13 protein-coding genes are annotated in these 15,020 nt (G+C 53.9%); 10 read left to right on the forward strand and 3 right to left on the reverse strand.

All coding sequences use genetic code 11. The features are described 5' to 3' along the window. Positions 1–4: 4 nt before the first annotated feature. The 3 genes from ABID47_RS20790 to ABID47_RS20800 all read right to left on the reverse strand — a co-directional run bounded on the left by ABID47_RS20790 (position 5) and on the right by ABID47_RS20800 (position 2,208). The gene (locus ABID47_RS20790) at positions 5–733 is read right to left on the reverse strand and encodes an MgtC/SapB family protein (RefSeq protein WP_076172979.1); all 729 of its coding nucleotides are present in this window, start codon (positions 731–733) and stop codon (positions 5–7) included. Between the two features lie 351 nt (positions 734–1,084). Next, positions 1,085–1,585 (reverse strand): hypothetical protein, encoded by a 501-nt coding sequence (locus ABID47_RS20795; RefSeq protein WP_354499532.1) that lies wholly within the window; start codon positions 1,583–1,585, stop codon positions 1,085–1,087. A gap of 5 nt (positions 1,586–1,590) precedes the next feature. Next, a complete protein-coding gene (locus tag ABID47_RS20800; RefSeq protein WP_354499534.1) occupies positions 1,591–2,208 on the reverse strand; it encodes a TetR/AcrR family transcriptional regulator in 618 nt (205 codons plus the stop codon). A gap of 175 nt (positions 2,209–2,383) precedes the next feature. Here ABID47_RS20800 and ABID47_RS20805 point away from each other — a divergent pair, with 175 nt between their 5' ends. From ABID47_RS20805 to ABID47_RS20850, 10 genes are all read left to right on the forward strand, one after another. Beyond that, a complete protein-coding gene (locus ABID47_RS20805; RefSeq protein ID WP_076172932.1) occupies positions 2,384–2,680 on the forward strand; it encodes a hypothetical protein in 297 nt (98 codons plus the stop codon). Positions 2,681–2,887: 207 nt separating this feature from the next. Beyond that, positions 2,888–4,363, forward strand: coding sequence for a spore germination protein (locus ABID47_RS20810; protein WP_354499536.1), 1,476 nt, complete (start codon positions 2,888–2,890; stop codon positions 4,361–4,363). Next, on the forward strand, positions 4,356–5,438 hold the full coding sequence (locus ABID47_RS20815) for a Ger(x)C family spore germination protein (RefSeq protein ID WP_251678126.1): 1,083 nt from the start codon (positions 4,356–4,358) through the stop codon (positions 5,436–5,438). Before ABID47_RS20810 ends, ABID47_RS20815 begins: the two co-directional genes overlap by 8 nt. Before the next feature lie 19 nt (positions 5,439–5,457). Then, the gene (locus ABID47_RS20820; RefSeq protein ID WP_354499538.1) at positions 5,458–6,570 is read left to right on the forward strand and encodes a GerAB/ArcD/ProY family transporter; all 1,113 of its coding nucleotides are present in this window, start codon (positions 5,458–5,460) and stop codon (positions 6,568–6,570) included. Between the two features lie 154 nt (positions 6,571–6,724). Then, positions 6,725–7,174 (forward strand): Dps family protein, encoded by a 450-nt coding sequence (locus ABID47_RS20825; protein WP_354499724.1) that lies wholly within the window; start codon positions 6,725–6,727, stop codon positions 7,172–7,174. Positions 7,175–7,250: 76 nt separating this feature from the next. After that, on the forward strand, positions 7,251–7,670 hold the full coding sequence (locus ABID47_RS20830) for a pyridoxamine 5'-phosphate oxidase family protein (RefSeq protein WP_326105872.1): 420 nt from the start codon (positions 7,251–7,253) through the stop codon (positions 7,668–7,670). Between the two features lie 1,245 nt (positions 7,671–8,915). Next, complete coding sequence (locus ABID47_RS20835) at positions 8,916–9,839, forward strand: ABC transporter permease (RefSeq protein ID WP_354499726.1); 924 nt, start codon at positions 8,916–8,918, stop codon at positions 9,837–9,839. Between the two features lie 15 nt (positions 9,840–9,854). Then, positions 9,855–10,763, forward strand: coding sequence for a carbohydrate ABC transporter permease (locus tag ABID47_RS20840; RefSeq protein WP_076173532.1), 909 nt, complete (start codon positions 9,855–9,857; stop codon positions 10,761–10,763). A 41-nt stretch (positions 10,764–10,804) separates the two neighbouring features. Beyond that, positions 10,805–12,424: an extracellular solute-binding protein gene (locus tag ABID47_RS20845; protein ID WP_105444387.1), complete on the forward strand. Its 1,620-nt coding sequence runs from the start codon at positions 10,805–10,807 to the stop codon at positions 12,422–12,424. A gap of 277 nt (positions 12,425–12,701) precedes the next feature. Further along, positions 12,702–15,002 carry a glycoside hydrolase family 3 N-terminal domain-containing protein gene (locus tag ABID47_RS20850; protein ID WP_435530648.1) on the forward strand — a complete coding sequence of 767 codons (2,301 nt, stop codon included), beginning with the start codon at positions 12,702–12,704 and terminating at the stop codon, positions 15,000–15,002. The last annotated feature ends 18 nt before the right edge of the window (positions 15,003–15,020 follow it).

Genomic DNA, 15,020 nt, shown 5'->3' on the forward strand with positions numbered 1-15,020 from the left:
TCGATTACATCTTGAAATTGGAATACTTGTTGTTTGCGGAAAATTTTTGTGCGAATTCTGAGGAGATTCCCGACGATTCAATGCCAAGCACGTCGGGCAGGGAAGATATTTTGTCCATGGCGGCAACCACCTGCATCGGATTTGGGGAGCGGATATGGAATTTCAGTTCGACCATGGCATCCGCCAGCCCGTCGGGCGTGCGGATTTCGATATTGTTGATCTTGATGCCAAGCACATCCAGCTCGCTGGCGACCGTCACGAGCATGCCCGGCTTGTCGGGCACCCGGATGAGGAAATCGAAGTTCCTCTTGCGGTGCATGATAAGCTTTTCCCATTTGTTCAGGGCAAACAGGCTGATAAAAGCAAGTCCGGTCGTCAGAAGGGCCGAGTAGAGAAATCCGGCGCCGATCGACAGTCCGATCGCGGCCACGACCCATACCGAAGCGGCGGTCGTCAGTCCGGATACCGTCTGTCCCGAGCGGAGAATGGCTCCCGCGCCGAGAAAGCCGATCCCGCTGATCACCTGCGCAGCGAGCCGCGCCGGATCCAGGCGGACGTTCGTTTCGTCCACGAAGGCTTCAAAGCCGTACATAGACAGGATCATGATGGACGCCGAGCCGAGACAGACCAGGATATGGGTCCGAAAGCCGGCGGCGTGATTGTTCCATTCGCGTTCCATGCCGATCAATCCGCCCATGGCGACCGATAACAGCAGCCGGAGCGTCAAATCCATATTGCTGATATGCCACACACTGTCGATTCATCATTCCCCCTTAACTCAAGCGAAAATGAACATTCAATGCCCAAACCAAACATAAATGAGTATTATTTGCGCAATATATGCTCGTTTATGTTCACAATTTGTTCATTTGTCGCTATATTAACACGCAGATTTGCGGAAGACAATATATCTGGAGGAAATTTTTGAAATATTTTTTTAGAGGGGGGCGTGGGCGATGATGGGCAACTGAGGTTAGGGGAAGCATTTTCGATTTGCCCGAGATCGTTTGGGGAACAGACAACAAAAACAGCGGAACGCTGTCGTTATAGCGTACCGCTGGATCGTTAAAGGCCTCCCGGATAATTAATGAATCTTCGTCCATCTTTGTTTGTTTTGCAGCCGTAACAGTACCAAGCCAATCCCGTTGACTAACAGCAGTCCGAAGAGGGTATTGCCAATGGGAGCCCATCCGTTATCTCCGGTCAACATCAACGACAATACGACCTTTCCAATCAGGGTCACATTCAGAATAGCCAGGCCGATTTTAAAAGAATGCTTCCAGAATGCAACGCCCATGGATACGACAAAAGCCATCATAAATGCTAGCGTAAATACGGCCGAACCTGGATCACTCAAAAGCATTTTTTCATAATCCAATACGGCCTCCATCTGGGGATTGATCGTTTTCGGTGCAGGAAACCAAACCATGCTGCTCATCATAAGTAAGAAAGTGATCATCATACCTTTCCAGTTTCGTTTGTAAGCGAAAAAAGCCAATACGATTAAAAAAATGGGGCGGATATACCAACTTAACGGATTCAAGTGTCTTTGGAAAGCCCAATCTAAGAGTTGATGGAATTCCAATTGGATCACTCCTTTGTGGATACTGGCGATAACGTTAAAGCACTGGCAACCGCATGGAACATCATTTCTTCAATTTCGTCGTAAAGCTTCTCGTCAAATTCCTGTTTATGGACTTCGATCAGCATGGCTGCCCGCATCATACCTATAATGACTCCCGAGTCTTTGTTGATGATTTCTCCTTTGATTTGCTGCTGCTCGATATAATTCATTAAAGGGACAACGTTGCGCTGCAGTTTTCTTGCGATGAATTCAGGGGGCACCCTTCGACGCAATAGCTCCATTTCTTGGGGATGCATAATGAGCTTTTTGGTCAGCGGGTTGGTTTTTAACTCGAGAACCATTTGGCGCAGATATGCGATAATTCCGCTATAAGCATCGGACTGTTTCCCTACAGCGGCCCACACTCTTTCCTCCATCCCGGCAGATTCCAACTCCAGGAGATCCAGGTACATGGCTTCCTTGCTGTCGTAAAAAGCGTAAAAGGTGCTTTTGGCGATCCCGGTTGCGGCGGTTAACTGTTCCAGTGAAGTTTTTTTAAGACCCTGGGCCGCAAACAACTTTTTACCGGCATCGATTAAATCCTGACGTAGTTTTTCTTTTTCAGCTGGAGAGAATTGAGGCATTTTAAAACCTCCTATAAAAACAAATTGTATTTTTGTTTTTATAATAATTCGCTTATCATCATTTGTCAACGATTTCCACCAGAATACTTTGCTCTATTCCATCCATAATAAGGAGAATGATCGGGTCTAAGTATGCCTCGCAGCATGGAGCCGAAAACGTAGGGAGGAATCGCCCATGAGTCAAGAAATGAAGGATGAGAAGCGGGCCCTTTCGACAGACCTGTCGACCGTGGAGTCGCAGCGCAACGATCTGGCCTTCGAGGAGTTTCCAGACGGGCCCTACGGGTCGCCGGTCAACGCCGAGCAGCTGGGAAAAAGCACGCCATGGCGGGTGGACCAGCGCAGCTCGGGCCGATTCGACTACGAGAATCATGAGCTGCACGAAGGCCATGTCCGGGATTTCCCGGGCCAGGACGTTTTCGATGAGCGGATTCCGGATGACGTGAATAAGCCGAGGGTTCCGGAGGAATGAAATGAGCGAAGAAGATATTTTTAGGTTTATGAAAAATGCGCTGAGCTAATCGAAGGACCCCTAAATGAGCCGATACGGACAGCCGGCTTTCCTTGGGGGTTCTTTTTGTTTTGTTCCATTTGCTGCACCCTTGACTTCAGGTATGTTTTGACCGGGCCCCGAACATAATGGGATCATGCTCATTTTCTCACAGGAAAGGAAATCGTCATGAAGCCTGATGCACCCAAGACCCTCCGTGAAATATTGGAGCAAGCCGCCAAATCCAGCGACTTCCGGCAGTTTTCGCCCTTTGCGGAGGACGACCGGATCCGGATCAGCTACTATTCTTCTCTTGTGGATGCGGAGAAGATCAACCGTTATCTTATCGCTGAAATCCAGCAGCATGTTGATGACATTCATCGGCTGGCAGACATTCAGAACCGCATCCCGTTCGATGAAGCGCAAATCACCGAGGATACGTCGGAAGTCGAGTCCAAGCTGGTCAAAGGGTATGTGATCCTCCAGATCGCGTCGGAAGAGCCGGCTTTTTTGATCGTTAATATCAACCAGACCGAACAGGGACACCGCCAAAGCAACGAGACCGAAAATGAATTCAGCGTCGTGGGACCCAAAATCGGCTTTGTGGAAAACATTCATGTCAATGTCCATTTGCTGAGACAGCAAATCGCGGTCACGAGGCTGGTGATCGAGGAGGTTTCGGTCGGCAGTCTGTCCAATACGAAGGTCATGATCGCTTACCTTGACGGAGTGACGAATCCGCAGCATATCGAAACGATGAAACAGCGGCTCGGCAAGATCGACTTCGAGGTCGTATTCGACACATCGATTCTCGATCAGATTATATCCGATCATACCAACTCCCCGTTCCCGCTTTATTTGTCGACGGAAAGGGTAGACCGGGTGGCTTACGCCATTACTTCCGGACAGGTCGCGGTGTTCGCGGACGGATCACCCTATGTCTTTACGGGCCCTTCCACGTTTTTGGACTTTTTCGTATCGCCGGAGGACTATTATTTGCCCTGGATTATCGGGTCTTTCTTTCGTATCGTCCGCATTCTCAGCGTCATCTTCTCCATTTTTGTTACGCCAGTCTATGTCGCCGTATTAACGTATCATTTCGAGGTTATTCCGGAAAATATACTGGAGCCGTTGATCATGTCCCGAACCCATGTCCCGCTTCCTCCCGTGCTGGAGGCGCTCTTCCTGGAAGTGACGATCGAGCTGCTGCGGGAAGCCGGAGCCCGGCTCCCGACCAAAATCGGCCAGACGCTCGGCATCGTAGGCGGGATCGTCATCGGCCAGGCCACGGTGGAAGCCGCCCTGGCGAGCAGCATCCTGCTGATCATTGTGGCGCTGTCGGCGCTGGCCTCGTTTACGACTCCGATTTTTAAAATGGCCAATACGATCCGCCTCCTGCGTTTCCCGCTGATCCTGCTGGCCGGCCTATGGGGCGGGCTCGGGATTGTGGCCGGGCTCTTTTTGCTGCTGGGCCACCTGCTGCGGCTCAAATCCCTCGGCACCCCGTACTTGCTGCCGCTGTTCCCGCTGCGGACGGGCAATTTCGGTGACAGCTTCGTACGGCGATCGTACCGGTATATCACCAACCGGAACGTTTACCTGAGGCCCCTGGATTCTAAGCGGTATACCCCGAGTGAAGACAAGGAGGATATTGAGCATGAGTAGCCTCGCAAGAAGGCTGGGGGCTGTCGGTATCTTCTTGGTGCTCGCGGGATGCGGCAACGACCGAATGGTCGATAATATCCGTATCGTCACGGTGCTCGGATTTGACGACGGCCGCCCAGGTTATATCGGGACCGCTCTCTACAGCGATTTTACGCAGAGGGGGAAGGTCGGCACGCTGCAGGGGCGGGCGGAGCAGACCCAGCTCGTCCTGAATGAAATGAACGGCCAGTCGGCCCAGCCGGTCAAAATCGAGAAGCTGCGGCTGCTCCTGTTCAGCCGGGAGCTCGCGGAGAGCGGCCTTTCGTATTTCATCAATTCGATCTGCCGCAACCCGCTGATCAGCAATTATTTGACGGTGGCCGTATCGGAGGAGCCGGTCACGTCCCTGGCCAAGGTCATAGCCGAGCAGGGCAGCCGAGAGCTGCCGTACCATCTCATTGAGCAGAATATGAAATCGGGGAATATTCCGAGGTCCAACCTCTCGACGATGTTGTTTGATTACCATGGCCTGGGAAGGGATGTTTCGCTTCCGGTCATCCGGTTAAACGCTGCGGGCAGATTGCAGGTATCGGGATTTGGCATTTTCAAGGAGGACCGGTTAAAACTCACCTTGAATCCGGAGGAAATGTTCTATTATAAGCTGCTTCAGGGATATTCCATGCGCGGGGAAATTCCGTTTACCCTGAAAAAGCACGGGCAGGAAGGGACGGCCCTATTTTCAGTGAGCTATGGAAGGGAATCCAAGCATGCGGTCATGAGGGCAGATGGCTTGCATATTCAAGTCCAGCTCGCGATCAGCGGAATGGTGAAGGAGTATCCGAGATGGATGGACTTAAGAAAGGACTCCAATGATCGCGAGGTAGACCGCCAACTGGAAAAGCAGATACGGGAACGCCTGATGTCGCTGCTCGCCAAACTGAGGGACAGCGGCGTGGATCCGCTGGGCGTAGGGGATTTGGTCAGGGCATATTCCCGGGACTGGGACGAGAAGGAATTTTACGAAAGGATATATCCGAAAACGGCCTTCGATATCGCTATCAACCTTCAACTGACCAAATCGGGAATCGGAGAATGACAAGGACAGGTGGTCGAAGATGCCCAGACAGATCAAAGAAAGCTTAACCGTATCCCCCTATCTGCTGTGGTTTATGATTCACGGAACGCAGACAGGCATTGCCATGCTGAACTTTCAAAGCCGGAACATTAAGGGGGCGCAGCAGGATTCTTGGTTATCCTTACTGCTCGTCGGCCTCAGCCTGCACGCGGTCGTGTGGATCATTTATGCGATCATGAAGCACGCGGATGGAGGCGATATCCTCCACCTGCATCGGCAGTTGTTCGGCAAATGGCTGGGAGGAGGGATGAATCTCCTGTTCTACGGTTATATGCTGCTGTTTATTGTCTATCAAATCCGGTCTTATATGGAGGTCATCCATATTTGGGCGTTTCCCACGACGCCGTTCTGGTTCGTATGCCTGCTCATTTTGCTGACCGCCGTATATATCGTGACCGGGGGGCTGCGGGTGATCACGGGAATCTGCTTTTTCTGCGTCGTCATTCCCACCCTGCTCCTGGTATCGATTTATTTTCCGCTGCAGTATGCCCATTGGACGAATTTCCTGCCGCTGCTGAACCATTCGCCGCGTGAATATGCCCAGTCGGCGTTTCATTCGCTCAATTTATTTTACGGGGTGGAGTTTCTGCTTCTGCTGCACCCCTTTATCAAGCATCCGGAAAAGTCCCGGAAATGGGCTCATATCGCCGTAGCCCATTCCACAGTACTTTACTTAATCGTCGCTATAGTCACATTGGCGTTCTTTAACGTTCAGCAGCTGGAGCATACGATCTGGCCGACGCTGATCCTGTCGAAAGTGGCCCGGCTCCCGTTCATCGACCGGTTCGATTACGTGTACGTGTTCAATTGGTTTATCGTGATTCTGCCGCCGGTATGTATGGCAATGTGGGCAGGAACCAGAATTTTGAGGCAGGTCACCCCACTGAGATCCAAGCCGCTGGTATGGTTCACATGCGGGATGTCATTTGTCATTATCGCCGTATTACAAGGACCCAAGACGATTGACAAGCTGGATTCTGTGGTAACCTGGGCCGGATTGACCCTGCTGTACGTCTATCTTCCGCTGCTGTGCCTCTGGGTGCATATTGTCCAACGGTATCAAAATCGAAGGGCGGCAGTAGAAGGGGGGTGAAATCGTACCCATGCCTGGTTGGGATTAAAATGATAGAAATGGCATATTGATTTACTGTAACTAAATTGTGTACAATTTAGTTACAGAAGAAAGCTTACAACCGAAAGGCTTGCCGAAGGCCTTCACTGACTGATAAAAAAGGATGGGATAAATGATGACAAATACAACGACATTAACATTGGAACAGGCATTGAACCAGCAGGTGGCAAACTTCAGCATACTTTACGTGAAAATTCATAACTATCACTGGTATGTAAAAGGAGAACAGTTCTTTACGCTGCATACGAAATTCGAGGAACTGTACAACGACGTTACGCAAAAAACGGACGAAATCGCCGAACGCCTTCTGGCGATCAAGGGCAGACCGTCTGCTACATTGAAAGAGTACCTGAAAATCGCCACGATTGCGGAAGCTACAGGAAAAGAGGACGCGCGCGGCATGGTGCAGTCGCTCATCCATGACTTCTCGGCGGTAAGCAAGGAACTGCATGACACCATCAACTTGGCGGAAAGCGCCGGTGACCACCCAACCGCGGATATGCTGATCGCGATGCAGGCGGACCTGGATAAGCATGTATGGATGCTTGAATCCTACCTTGGCTGATCTCAACGATTTCCAATGAACGAGGGGCTCGCGCCCCTTCGTCGGTTATGTCAGAAGAGAAGGGGTGTAATTATTAATGGAAGCTAAATTCGCCATGGAGCATGAGGTTGCCAAAATTCTGGATCACCACGAATACGCCGCCGTTGCGACGGTGGAGAATCAGAAGCCGCGGCTGCGCCGGATGCCGAAGTACAACAAAGGACTGAGCATCTATCTTGTTGCAAATCGGAAAAGCCAAACCTGGGACCTGGAAAGCAAGACGCCGGTGTCGCTGCTGGTAGGGCATGGGGAGAATGATTCCCGGGAAACGGTGGAGATCGACGGAAAATTATCCGTGAACACGGAGGAAGCTCTCCGCCAGCAGATTTGGCGGGAAGAGTTCAGCGCGGACTTTTCCGGCCCGGATGATCCGGATTATGTGATCCTTCAGGTTAAGGCCATTCGTGTGGAGTTAACCGACAAGGACGGACAGAAGCACGAGTGGTTCGATTATTGATTGAATCCCGCGGCAGCGGTGAGAGCCGCCTTATCAGATTGAAATCTGATGAGGCGGCTTTTTGGTGTGCGCAAATATCTTTCGAAGAAGCATTAAGGATGATTGATGTTGCCATGCGTCTTGTCCGAAGTGCATCCGGCGATAATGATTATCGGGCAACAGCATCCAAAAGGGGGAAGTGAGATGACCGAACGCCATTGTCAGCCGGTTGCGCCGGCAAAATCGATGTAAACGCATACATGTTATTTTTGACCTGCCGCAAAACCGCGCCGCATAAGGGCTCATGCGGGAATTGTCATTTTTGATATATACACCTTAAAGGCTATCGAAATCATCAAAAATGACATATTCGGGCTCCTGAATCCCAAGTGAATGTAAGCACCGGAGCCAGATTTCAAGCCGATTTGATGGGGGAGCGAAAACGACATATTTACGCATGGCGGGGGCTCCGATATGTTTAGTGTAAGCGTTATCACTCGCAGCTGAAGCGAGATGCGGGGGAAACGGGCAGGCTTAACTAACGATCAAAAACCGTGGCCGAGAAACAGGGACATTTGGTGGAGGATCGGCCGCCGATAGATGCGTTGAAGATGGAAGCTTCACCGAAGAAGGATGTTTCATCTAAGGAGAAGGTTTCATGGAAGAGGCATGTTTCTTCATTGTACGAAACCATCGGAACCGATCGGAAGCTCTCTCAGGATTCTGTTCGAAACGAGGACGCTATGCTGCTTGCCTGGTTTGTTTAATTGCCCTAATGAGAATGGGCTATCGCCTAGATGCTGGTCAGCCGAAATTTTTGTTCCCTTAGTAAAAAGGGAGGAAACAATGCGAGACAGTTTGCAGGGCACATCGTCTTAGGGCTCACAAGAGGAAGTTTAACCAAAACTCTTCCTTGTTCAGATAGTATACAACACATGACTGTGTAAGTTAATTTATCATTATATGTTAAGTGTAGCCAGATTCACCCGAATTCGATGCAAAAACAACATATTCCTCTGGCCAAAACCGGTCGATTTTCTTCTTGTTCGTACGGGTTTTGCCCTGAATTTCAGGTTCATGTGGAAAATGACATATTTACGAAGGTTTTACCGATCGAATACGTTTAGATCACAAACCTTGTTCACCCGCCTTTTTCGGGCTTTAACATCCGTCATCACGGAGAGATAAAGGCAACAAACAACCTACCAGAGAAGGAGTGATACGATGCATGAGACAAAAGCTGCCATCGCAGGCCCGCCGGCTGTGATGCCGAGAAAGAAAACCCACAAAAGCTTGTGGAAGCGCATCATTCTGAACTGGGAGCTGTACCTGTTTATTGCGCCGGCCTTTTTCTACTTTCTTATTTTCTGTTACGGGCCGATGTACGGCATCCAGATCGCGTTCAAAAACTTCATTCCGACAAAAGGAATTACGGGAAGCCCGTGGGTCGGCTTCGACCACTTCGTCCGCTTCTTTCATTCCTACTACTTCTGGGACCTGCTCTGGAACACGCTGAGCATCAGCTTGTACTCGCTGGTCGTCGGGTTTCCGATCCCGATCATTCTGGCGCTGGCCTTCAACGAAGTCCGAAACGGCTTCTTCAAGAAGCTGTCCCAGACGGTTACGTACGCACCGCACTTTATTTCCATGGTCGTCATGGCGGGGATGATTATCACGTTCCTTTCGCCTTCGACGGGGATCGTCACCCACATGATCGAGGGGCTGGGCCTGAAAGCGCCGGACTTCCTTACCGACCCGCGCTGGTTTAAGACGATGTACGTCTTCTCGGACGTGTGGCAGAGCGCCGGCTGGGGCACGATCATCTATCTCGCCGCGCTCTCGGGCGTTGATCCGGGGCTGCATGAGGCGGCGATTATCGATGGGGCCACGCGCTTCCAGCGCTTGCGGCACATCAACATCCCGGTGCTGGTGCCGACGATGACCATTCTGCTCATCCTCAACATGGGTAGCCTGCTCGGGGTCGGCTTTGAGAAAATCTTGCTGCTGCAAAACCCGCTCAACATGAGCTCGTCGGACGTCATTTCCACCTTCGTCTACCGCTCGGGTCTGGTGGATGCGCAGTACAGCTTCTCGACCGCCATCGGCCTGTTCAACTCGGTCATCAATGCGGTATTGCTCATCGTTGTCAATCAGATCGTCCGCCGTACGAGCGAGAACAGTTTATGGTAGAGAGGAGGGGCTTCGATGTTATCCGGAGTCAGAGAAACCCGGCGGGATAAAGTTTTTCTCGCCTTCAATTACCTGTATGTGTTTCTGGCGTTTCTAATCGTGTTCTACCCGCTGGTGTACATGGTCAGCGCCTCCATCAGCGACCCGAAAGCGGTCGGGTCCGGGGAGATGTGGCTGTGGCCGAAAGGCATTACGTTTGACGGCTACAAGCGGGTGTTCGAGAACACAAGCATCTGGACGGGGTACGGCAACACGATTCTGTACACCGTGGTCGGGACCGCGATCAACCTGCTCGTGACGCTGCCGGCGGCGTATGCGCTGAGCCGCAAGGACTTTGTCGGCCGCAACTTCTTTATGGGTATGTTCATGGTCACGATGTTTTTCGGGGGCGGCCTGGTGCCGACGTACCTCCTGGTGAAGCAGCTGGGCATGGTCAACACGATGTGGGCGATCGTCATTCCGTCGGCCGCGTCGATCTGGAACATCATCGTCTCACGGACGTTCTTCCAGAGCTCGATTCCGAAGGAGCTGCAGGAAGCAGCGCAGATCGACGGATGTACAAACATGCGGCTGTTCGTGAAGATCATCCTGCCGCTGTCGATGCCGATCATCGCGGTCATGGCCCTATTCTACGGGGTAGGCAACTGGAACAGCTACTTCTCGGCGCTCATTTACCTGAACGACTCGGCGAAATACCCGCTGCAGCTGGTGCTGCGCCAGATTCTGGTGCTGCAGGAAATGGCCGCGCAGGGCGGAGGAGCGATCGACGCCTCCACGGCGGCCGCGATGAACAACAAGGCGGAAATCGCCGCCCTGGTGAAGTATTCCGTGATTATTGTCGCCACCATTCCGGTGATTGTCATTTACCCGTTCCTTCAGCGTTATTTTGTGCAAGGTGTCATGATCGGTTCGGTTAAGGGCTGATCTTGCCATAGATCAATAACTTTAAAAGGGGAGTTGTTGTCATGAAAAATCTTCGCAAAGCATCATCCATTCTGCTCTGCCTGACGATTTCCGCCAGCCTGCTTGCAGCCTGCGGATCTTCTAAGGGAGACGGAGGAAGCGGATCCGCATCATCCGATAGTTCGGCGACCGTGGAGGGAGTCAAGAAGGAAGGCTTTCCGATCGTGGATAAGCCGCTCACGCTGAAAGTCATGTCCCAGGACGCGGGCGTGGCCGACTGGAACAAAATGCCTGTGCTGCAAGAAATGGAGAAATTGTCGGGCATCCATCTGGAATACCAGCTTTCGCCGATCGACAGCTTTGAAACGAAGAAGAATCTGATGTTCGCCAGCGGCGATCTGCCGGATATGCTGTATGCGGCTGACCTGAAGCCGTCGGAGCAGGTGACGTACGGAACCCAGGGCGTCCTGATTCCGCTCGAAAAGTACATCGACGAAGGCTATGCGCCGAACATCAAGAAAATTCTCGACGAGCATCCGGATGTACGCAAGTCGTTTACGACGCCTGACGGTCATATGTATGCCCTGCCGTTTATCGACACGGCCGCCGTCTGGTACCGCAGCCCGATGTGGTATAACGGCAAGTTCCTGAAGGCGCTGAACGTAACCGAGCTGCCGAAGACGACCGACGAGCTGTATACGCTGCTCAAACGCTTTAAGGATGAAGACCCGAACGGCAACGGCAAGAAGGATGAAATTCCGCTGACTTCGGTTAAGCTGGATGATTTGCGGATGTATTTCTTCGGATTCTGGGGCATGTATGACGAGAAGATTTACGCAGACAAGGACGGCAAGGTACACTACTCCCCTCAAGAAGAAGGCTACAAGGGTTACTTGACCTTCATGAACAAGCTGTGGAAGGAAGACTTACTGGATCACGAGACGTTCTCGCAGACGGCCGACCAGAAAAAGGCCAAAGGACAAAACAACCAGATTGGCCTGTTTAACGACTACTTCCCTTACTTCACGCTGGGCGGCGAGCCAAGCTCGGACAACCCGCTCATGACACCGGTTGCCAGCGAAATTGCGGGAACGCCGGTTTACGGCAAGCATCCGGGCATGTCGGCTAACGGCACGTTTGCGATCACAAGCAAGGACCCGGCGCCGGAAGCGACGATGCGCTGGATCGACTATCTGTACAGCTATGAGGGTTCGACGCTGTTTAACCAAGGACCGGAAGGCGTGCTGTGGAAGTACAAAGACAAGGAAAACCACGTCAAAGAATGGCTGCCGGTACCGGGTGGCGGCGACCGCGAGGAATACCGAGGCAAAATTACGCCGAACTTCGGCATCCTGACGCCGGGCGTCAACGATCCGGAAGTGACCAAAGGCCTCAGATCTGAGTTCGACGACTGGATTGACAAGGAGAATGCGGAGAAGCTGACGCCAATCGGCAAATCGCCGTTCCCGAACGTCTATCTGACGAACGAACAGCAGAGCGAAGCGTCCGCCTTGATGTCTGACCTCGATACCTACGTGCAGCAGATGGAAGCGAAGTTCATTACCGGGCAGGAGCCGCTTTCCAACTGGGATAAATACGTGGCCCAAGTGAAAAAGATGGGGTCTGACCGCATCGTGGAACTGTACCAAGCCGCATACGACCAGTGGAACACCGGCAAATAAGCCGATTCATACCAAGTGCAAGGAGCCAACATATCCCGGCCGCGAGGCCGGGGGTTGGCTAATTGTCATTTAAGACGGGGACGAGGCAGCTTGCCCCATTATCCATTTCAATTTTCAACTTATATGAATACATAAAAAAACCGAAGCATTTCTGGAAGAAGGCCAATGAGATGCTGCAGCTTGCGACCCAACGATTCCGTTTACAGGTCGGCGCAGCCCTTGTAACCGTCGGAGCCCAGAGGATGCAGCGGGACGAAGGGATATGGAGGGAGATCCAGTGAGTTATCAAGATTCTGCTTTGAGCAGCGAGACGAGAGCGGAGCATCTGCTCAGCCTCATGACGCTGGAGGAAAAGGTCGGGCAGCTTGTGCAGCTGTTCGGCTGGAAAACGTACCGGCGGGAGGAAAAAGGCATCGCGCTGGACGAAGCGTTCAAGGAGGCAGTTGAGCGAGGCGGCATCGGTTCGCTGTACGGCGTGCTGCGCGCCGATCCGTGGACGGAAGTAACGCTGGCGACAGGACTGTCGCCAAAGGAAGGCGCGGAGACGATCAACGCGATCCAGCGGTACGCGATCCGGCACTCGCGTCTCGGCATCCCGATCCTGTTCGGGGAGGAGTGCTCGCACGGTCATATGGCGATCGGGGCGACCGTGTTTCCGGTGCCGCTGACGCTGGCCAGCATGTGGAACCCGGAGCTGTATGAGGAGATCTGCCGGGCGATCGCCCTGGAGACGCGCAGCCAGGGCGGAGCGGCCACGTATTCCCCTGTGCTCGACGTCGTCCGGGACCCCCGGTGGGGGCGGACGGAGGAGACGTACGGGGAAGATCCGTGGATCGCTTCCGTGATGGCGGAAGCGGCGGTGCGGGGGCTGCAGGGCAAGCGGCTGGACGCCGCGGACAGCGTCATTGCGACGCTGAAGCATTTTGCCGGCTACGGCAGCTCGGAAGGCGGACGCAACAGCGCGCCGGTTCATATGGGGCTGCGCGAGCTGCACGAGGTGGACCTTCGGCCGTTCAAGGCGGCGGTCCGGGCCGGTGCAAAATCGGTCATGACCGCGTATAACGAAATCGACGGCGTGCCGTGCACCTCCGATAAATATCTGCTTACAGACCTGCTGCGAAAGGAGTGGGGCTTCGACGGATTCGTCATTACCGATTGCGGTGCCATCAACATGCTGGTGTGGGGGCATGACACGGCGGCAGACCCGCAGGAGGCGTCAGCCATGGCGGTGAACGCCGGCGTGGATATGGAAATGTCCGGCGACATGTTCCGTGCGCACTTGGCAGCGGCTGTGCAGAGCGGGCGCACCCGGATGCAGACACTGGACCAAGCGGTACTTCGCGTACTGAAGGCGAAGTTTGAACTGGGTCTGTTCGAGCAGCCTTATGTCGACCCGGAACGGGCAGCCCGCGTCATCGGCAGCGAGGAGCACATCCGGCTCGCCCGCCAGGCGGCCGTCGAAGGCATCGTCCTGCTGAAGAATCAGGGAGACACGCTGCCGCTGTCCAAGGAGTCGGGGACGGTCGCGGTCATCGGACCGAATGCCGACAACGTGTACAATCAGCTCGGCGACTATACCTCCCCGCAGCCGCGGGAGCAGGTGTCAACCGTGCTGGACGGCATCCGGGCCAAGCTGGCGCACGCGCCGGAGCGGGTGCTGTACGCGCCGGGCTGCCGGGTCAAGGATGACAGCCGGGAAGGCTTCGACCTGGCGCTGAAGACGGCAGCCGCCGCGGACACGATCGTGCTCGTGCTCGGCGGGTCGAGCGCGCGCGATTTCGGCGAAGGCACGATCGACCTGCGCACGGGTGCGTCGGTCGTGACGGACCGCCCGCACAGCGACATGGACTGCGGCGAGGGCATCGACCGCTCCACGCTGGGGCTGTCCGGCGTGCAGCGGGAGCTGGCGGAGGAGCTGGCCAAGCTCGGGAAGCCGCTGGTCGTGGTGTACATCAACGGCCGGCCGGTCGCGGAGCCGTGGATCGACGAACATGCCGATGCTATCCTGGAGGCATGGTACCCGGGACAGGAAGGCGGCCACGCGATCGCCGATATCGTATTCGGCGACGAGAACCCTTCCGGCCGGCTGACGCTCTCCGTTCCGAAGCATGTCGGCCAGCTGCCGGTCCGTTATAACAGCAAGCGTACGACAGGGCGGCGCTACCTGGAGACGGATTTGGAGCCGGCCTATCCTTTCGGGTTCGGGCTCAGCTACACCGAGTTCGAGTACGGCCCGGTGACCGTCTCGCCGGCGGAAATTACGCCGGAAGGACGGGCGGAGGCTGCGGTAACGGTGACCAACACCGGCAGCCGGGCCGGAGCGGAAACGGTCCAGCTGTACATCTCCGACAAGGTCAGCACGGTGACCCGGCCGAAGAAGGAGCTGAAAGGCTTCGCCAAGATTTGGCTGCAGCCGGGTGAGACGAAGACGGTCACGTTCGGGATCGGGCACGAAGAACTGTCTTTCATTGACCGTGATCTGAATCCGGTCGTCGAAGCCGGCGAATTTGAAATTCAGATCGGCCGGCATGCCCAAGACGTGCAGTCCGCTGTACTGACGGTCCGGGGAAAAGAGTAAGGTCGCGGGAAACAAGCC

Origin of the sequence: Paenibacillus favisporus, assembly GCF_040545415.1 — a bacterium.
Classification (GTDB): domain Bacteria; phylum Bacillota; class Bacilli; order Paenibacillales; family Paenibacillaceae; genus Paenibacillus_AQ; species Paenibacillus_AQ favisporus.

What these genes read in the sequence shown, in the direction of transcription:
- ABID47_RS20835 (WP_354499726.1), top strand. Translation starts at nt 8,916, where the DNA reads ATGCCGAGAAAGAAAACCCACAAAAGCTTGTGGAAGCGCATCATTCTG.
- ABID47_RS20815 (WP_251678126.1), top strand. Translation starts at nt 4,356, where the DNA reads ATGAGTAGCCTCGCAAGAAGGCTGGGGGCTGTCGGTATCTTCTTGGTG.
- ABID47_RS20790 (WP_076172979.1), bottom strand. Translation starts at nt 733, where the DNA reads ATGGATTTGACGCTCCGGCTGCTGTTATCGGTCGCCATGGGCGGATTG.
- ABID47_RS20845 (WP_105444387.1), top strand. Translation starts at nt 10,805, where the DNA reads ATGAAAAATCTTCGCAAAGCATCATCCATTCTGCTCTGCCTGACGATT.
- ABID47_RS20825 (WP_354499724.1), top strand. Translation starts at nt 6,725, where the DNA reads ATGACAAATACAACGACATTAACATTGGAACAGGCATTGAACCAGCAG.
- ABID47_RS20840 (WP_076173532.1), top strand. Translation starts at nt 9,855, where the DNA reads ATGTTATCCGGAGTCAGAGAAACCCGGCGGGATAAAGTTTTTCTCGCC.
- ABID47_RS20805 (WP_076172932.1), top strand. Translation starts at nt 2,384, where the DNA reads ATGAGTCAAGAAATGAAGGATGAGAAGCGGGCCCTTTCGACAGACCTG.
- ABID47_RS20830 (WP_326105872.1), top strand. Translation starts at nt 7,251, where the DNA reads ATGGAAGCTAAATTCGCCATGGAGCATGAGGTTGCCAAAATTCTGGAT.
- ABID47_RS20810 (WP_354499536.1), top strand. Translation starts at nt 2,888, where the DNA reads ATGAAGCCTGATGCACCCAAGACCCTCCGTGAAATATTGGAGCAAGCC.
- ABID47_RS20820 (WP_354499538.1), top strand. Translation starts at nt 5,458, where the DNA reads ATGCCCAGACAGATCAAAGAAAGCTTAACCGTATCCCCCTATCTGCTG.
- ABID47_RS20800 (WP_354499534.1), bottom strand. Translation starts at nt 2,208, where the DNA reads ATGCCTCAATTCTCTCCAGCTGAAAAAGAAAAACTACGTCAGGATTTA.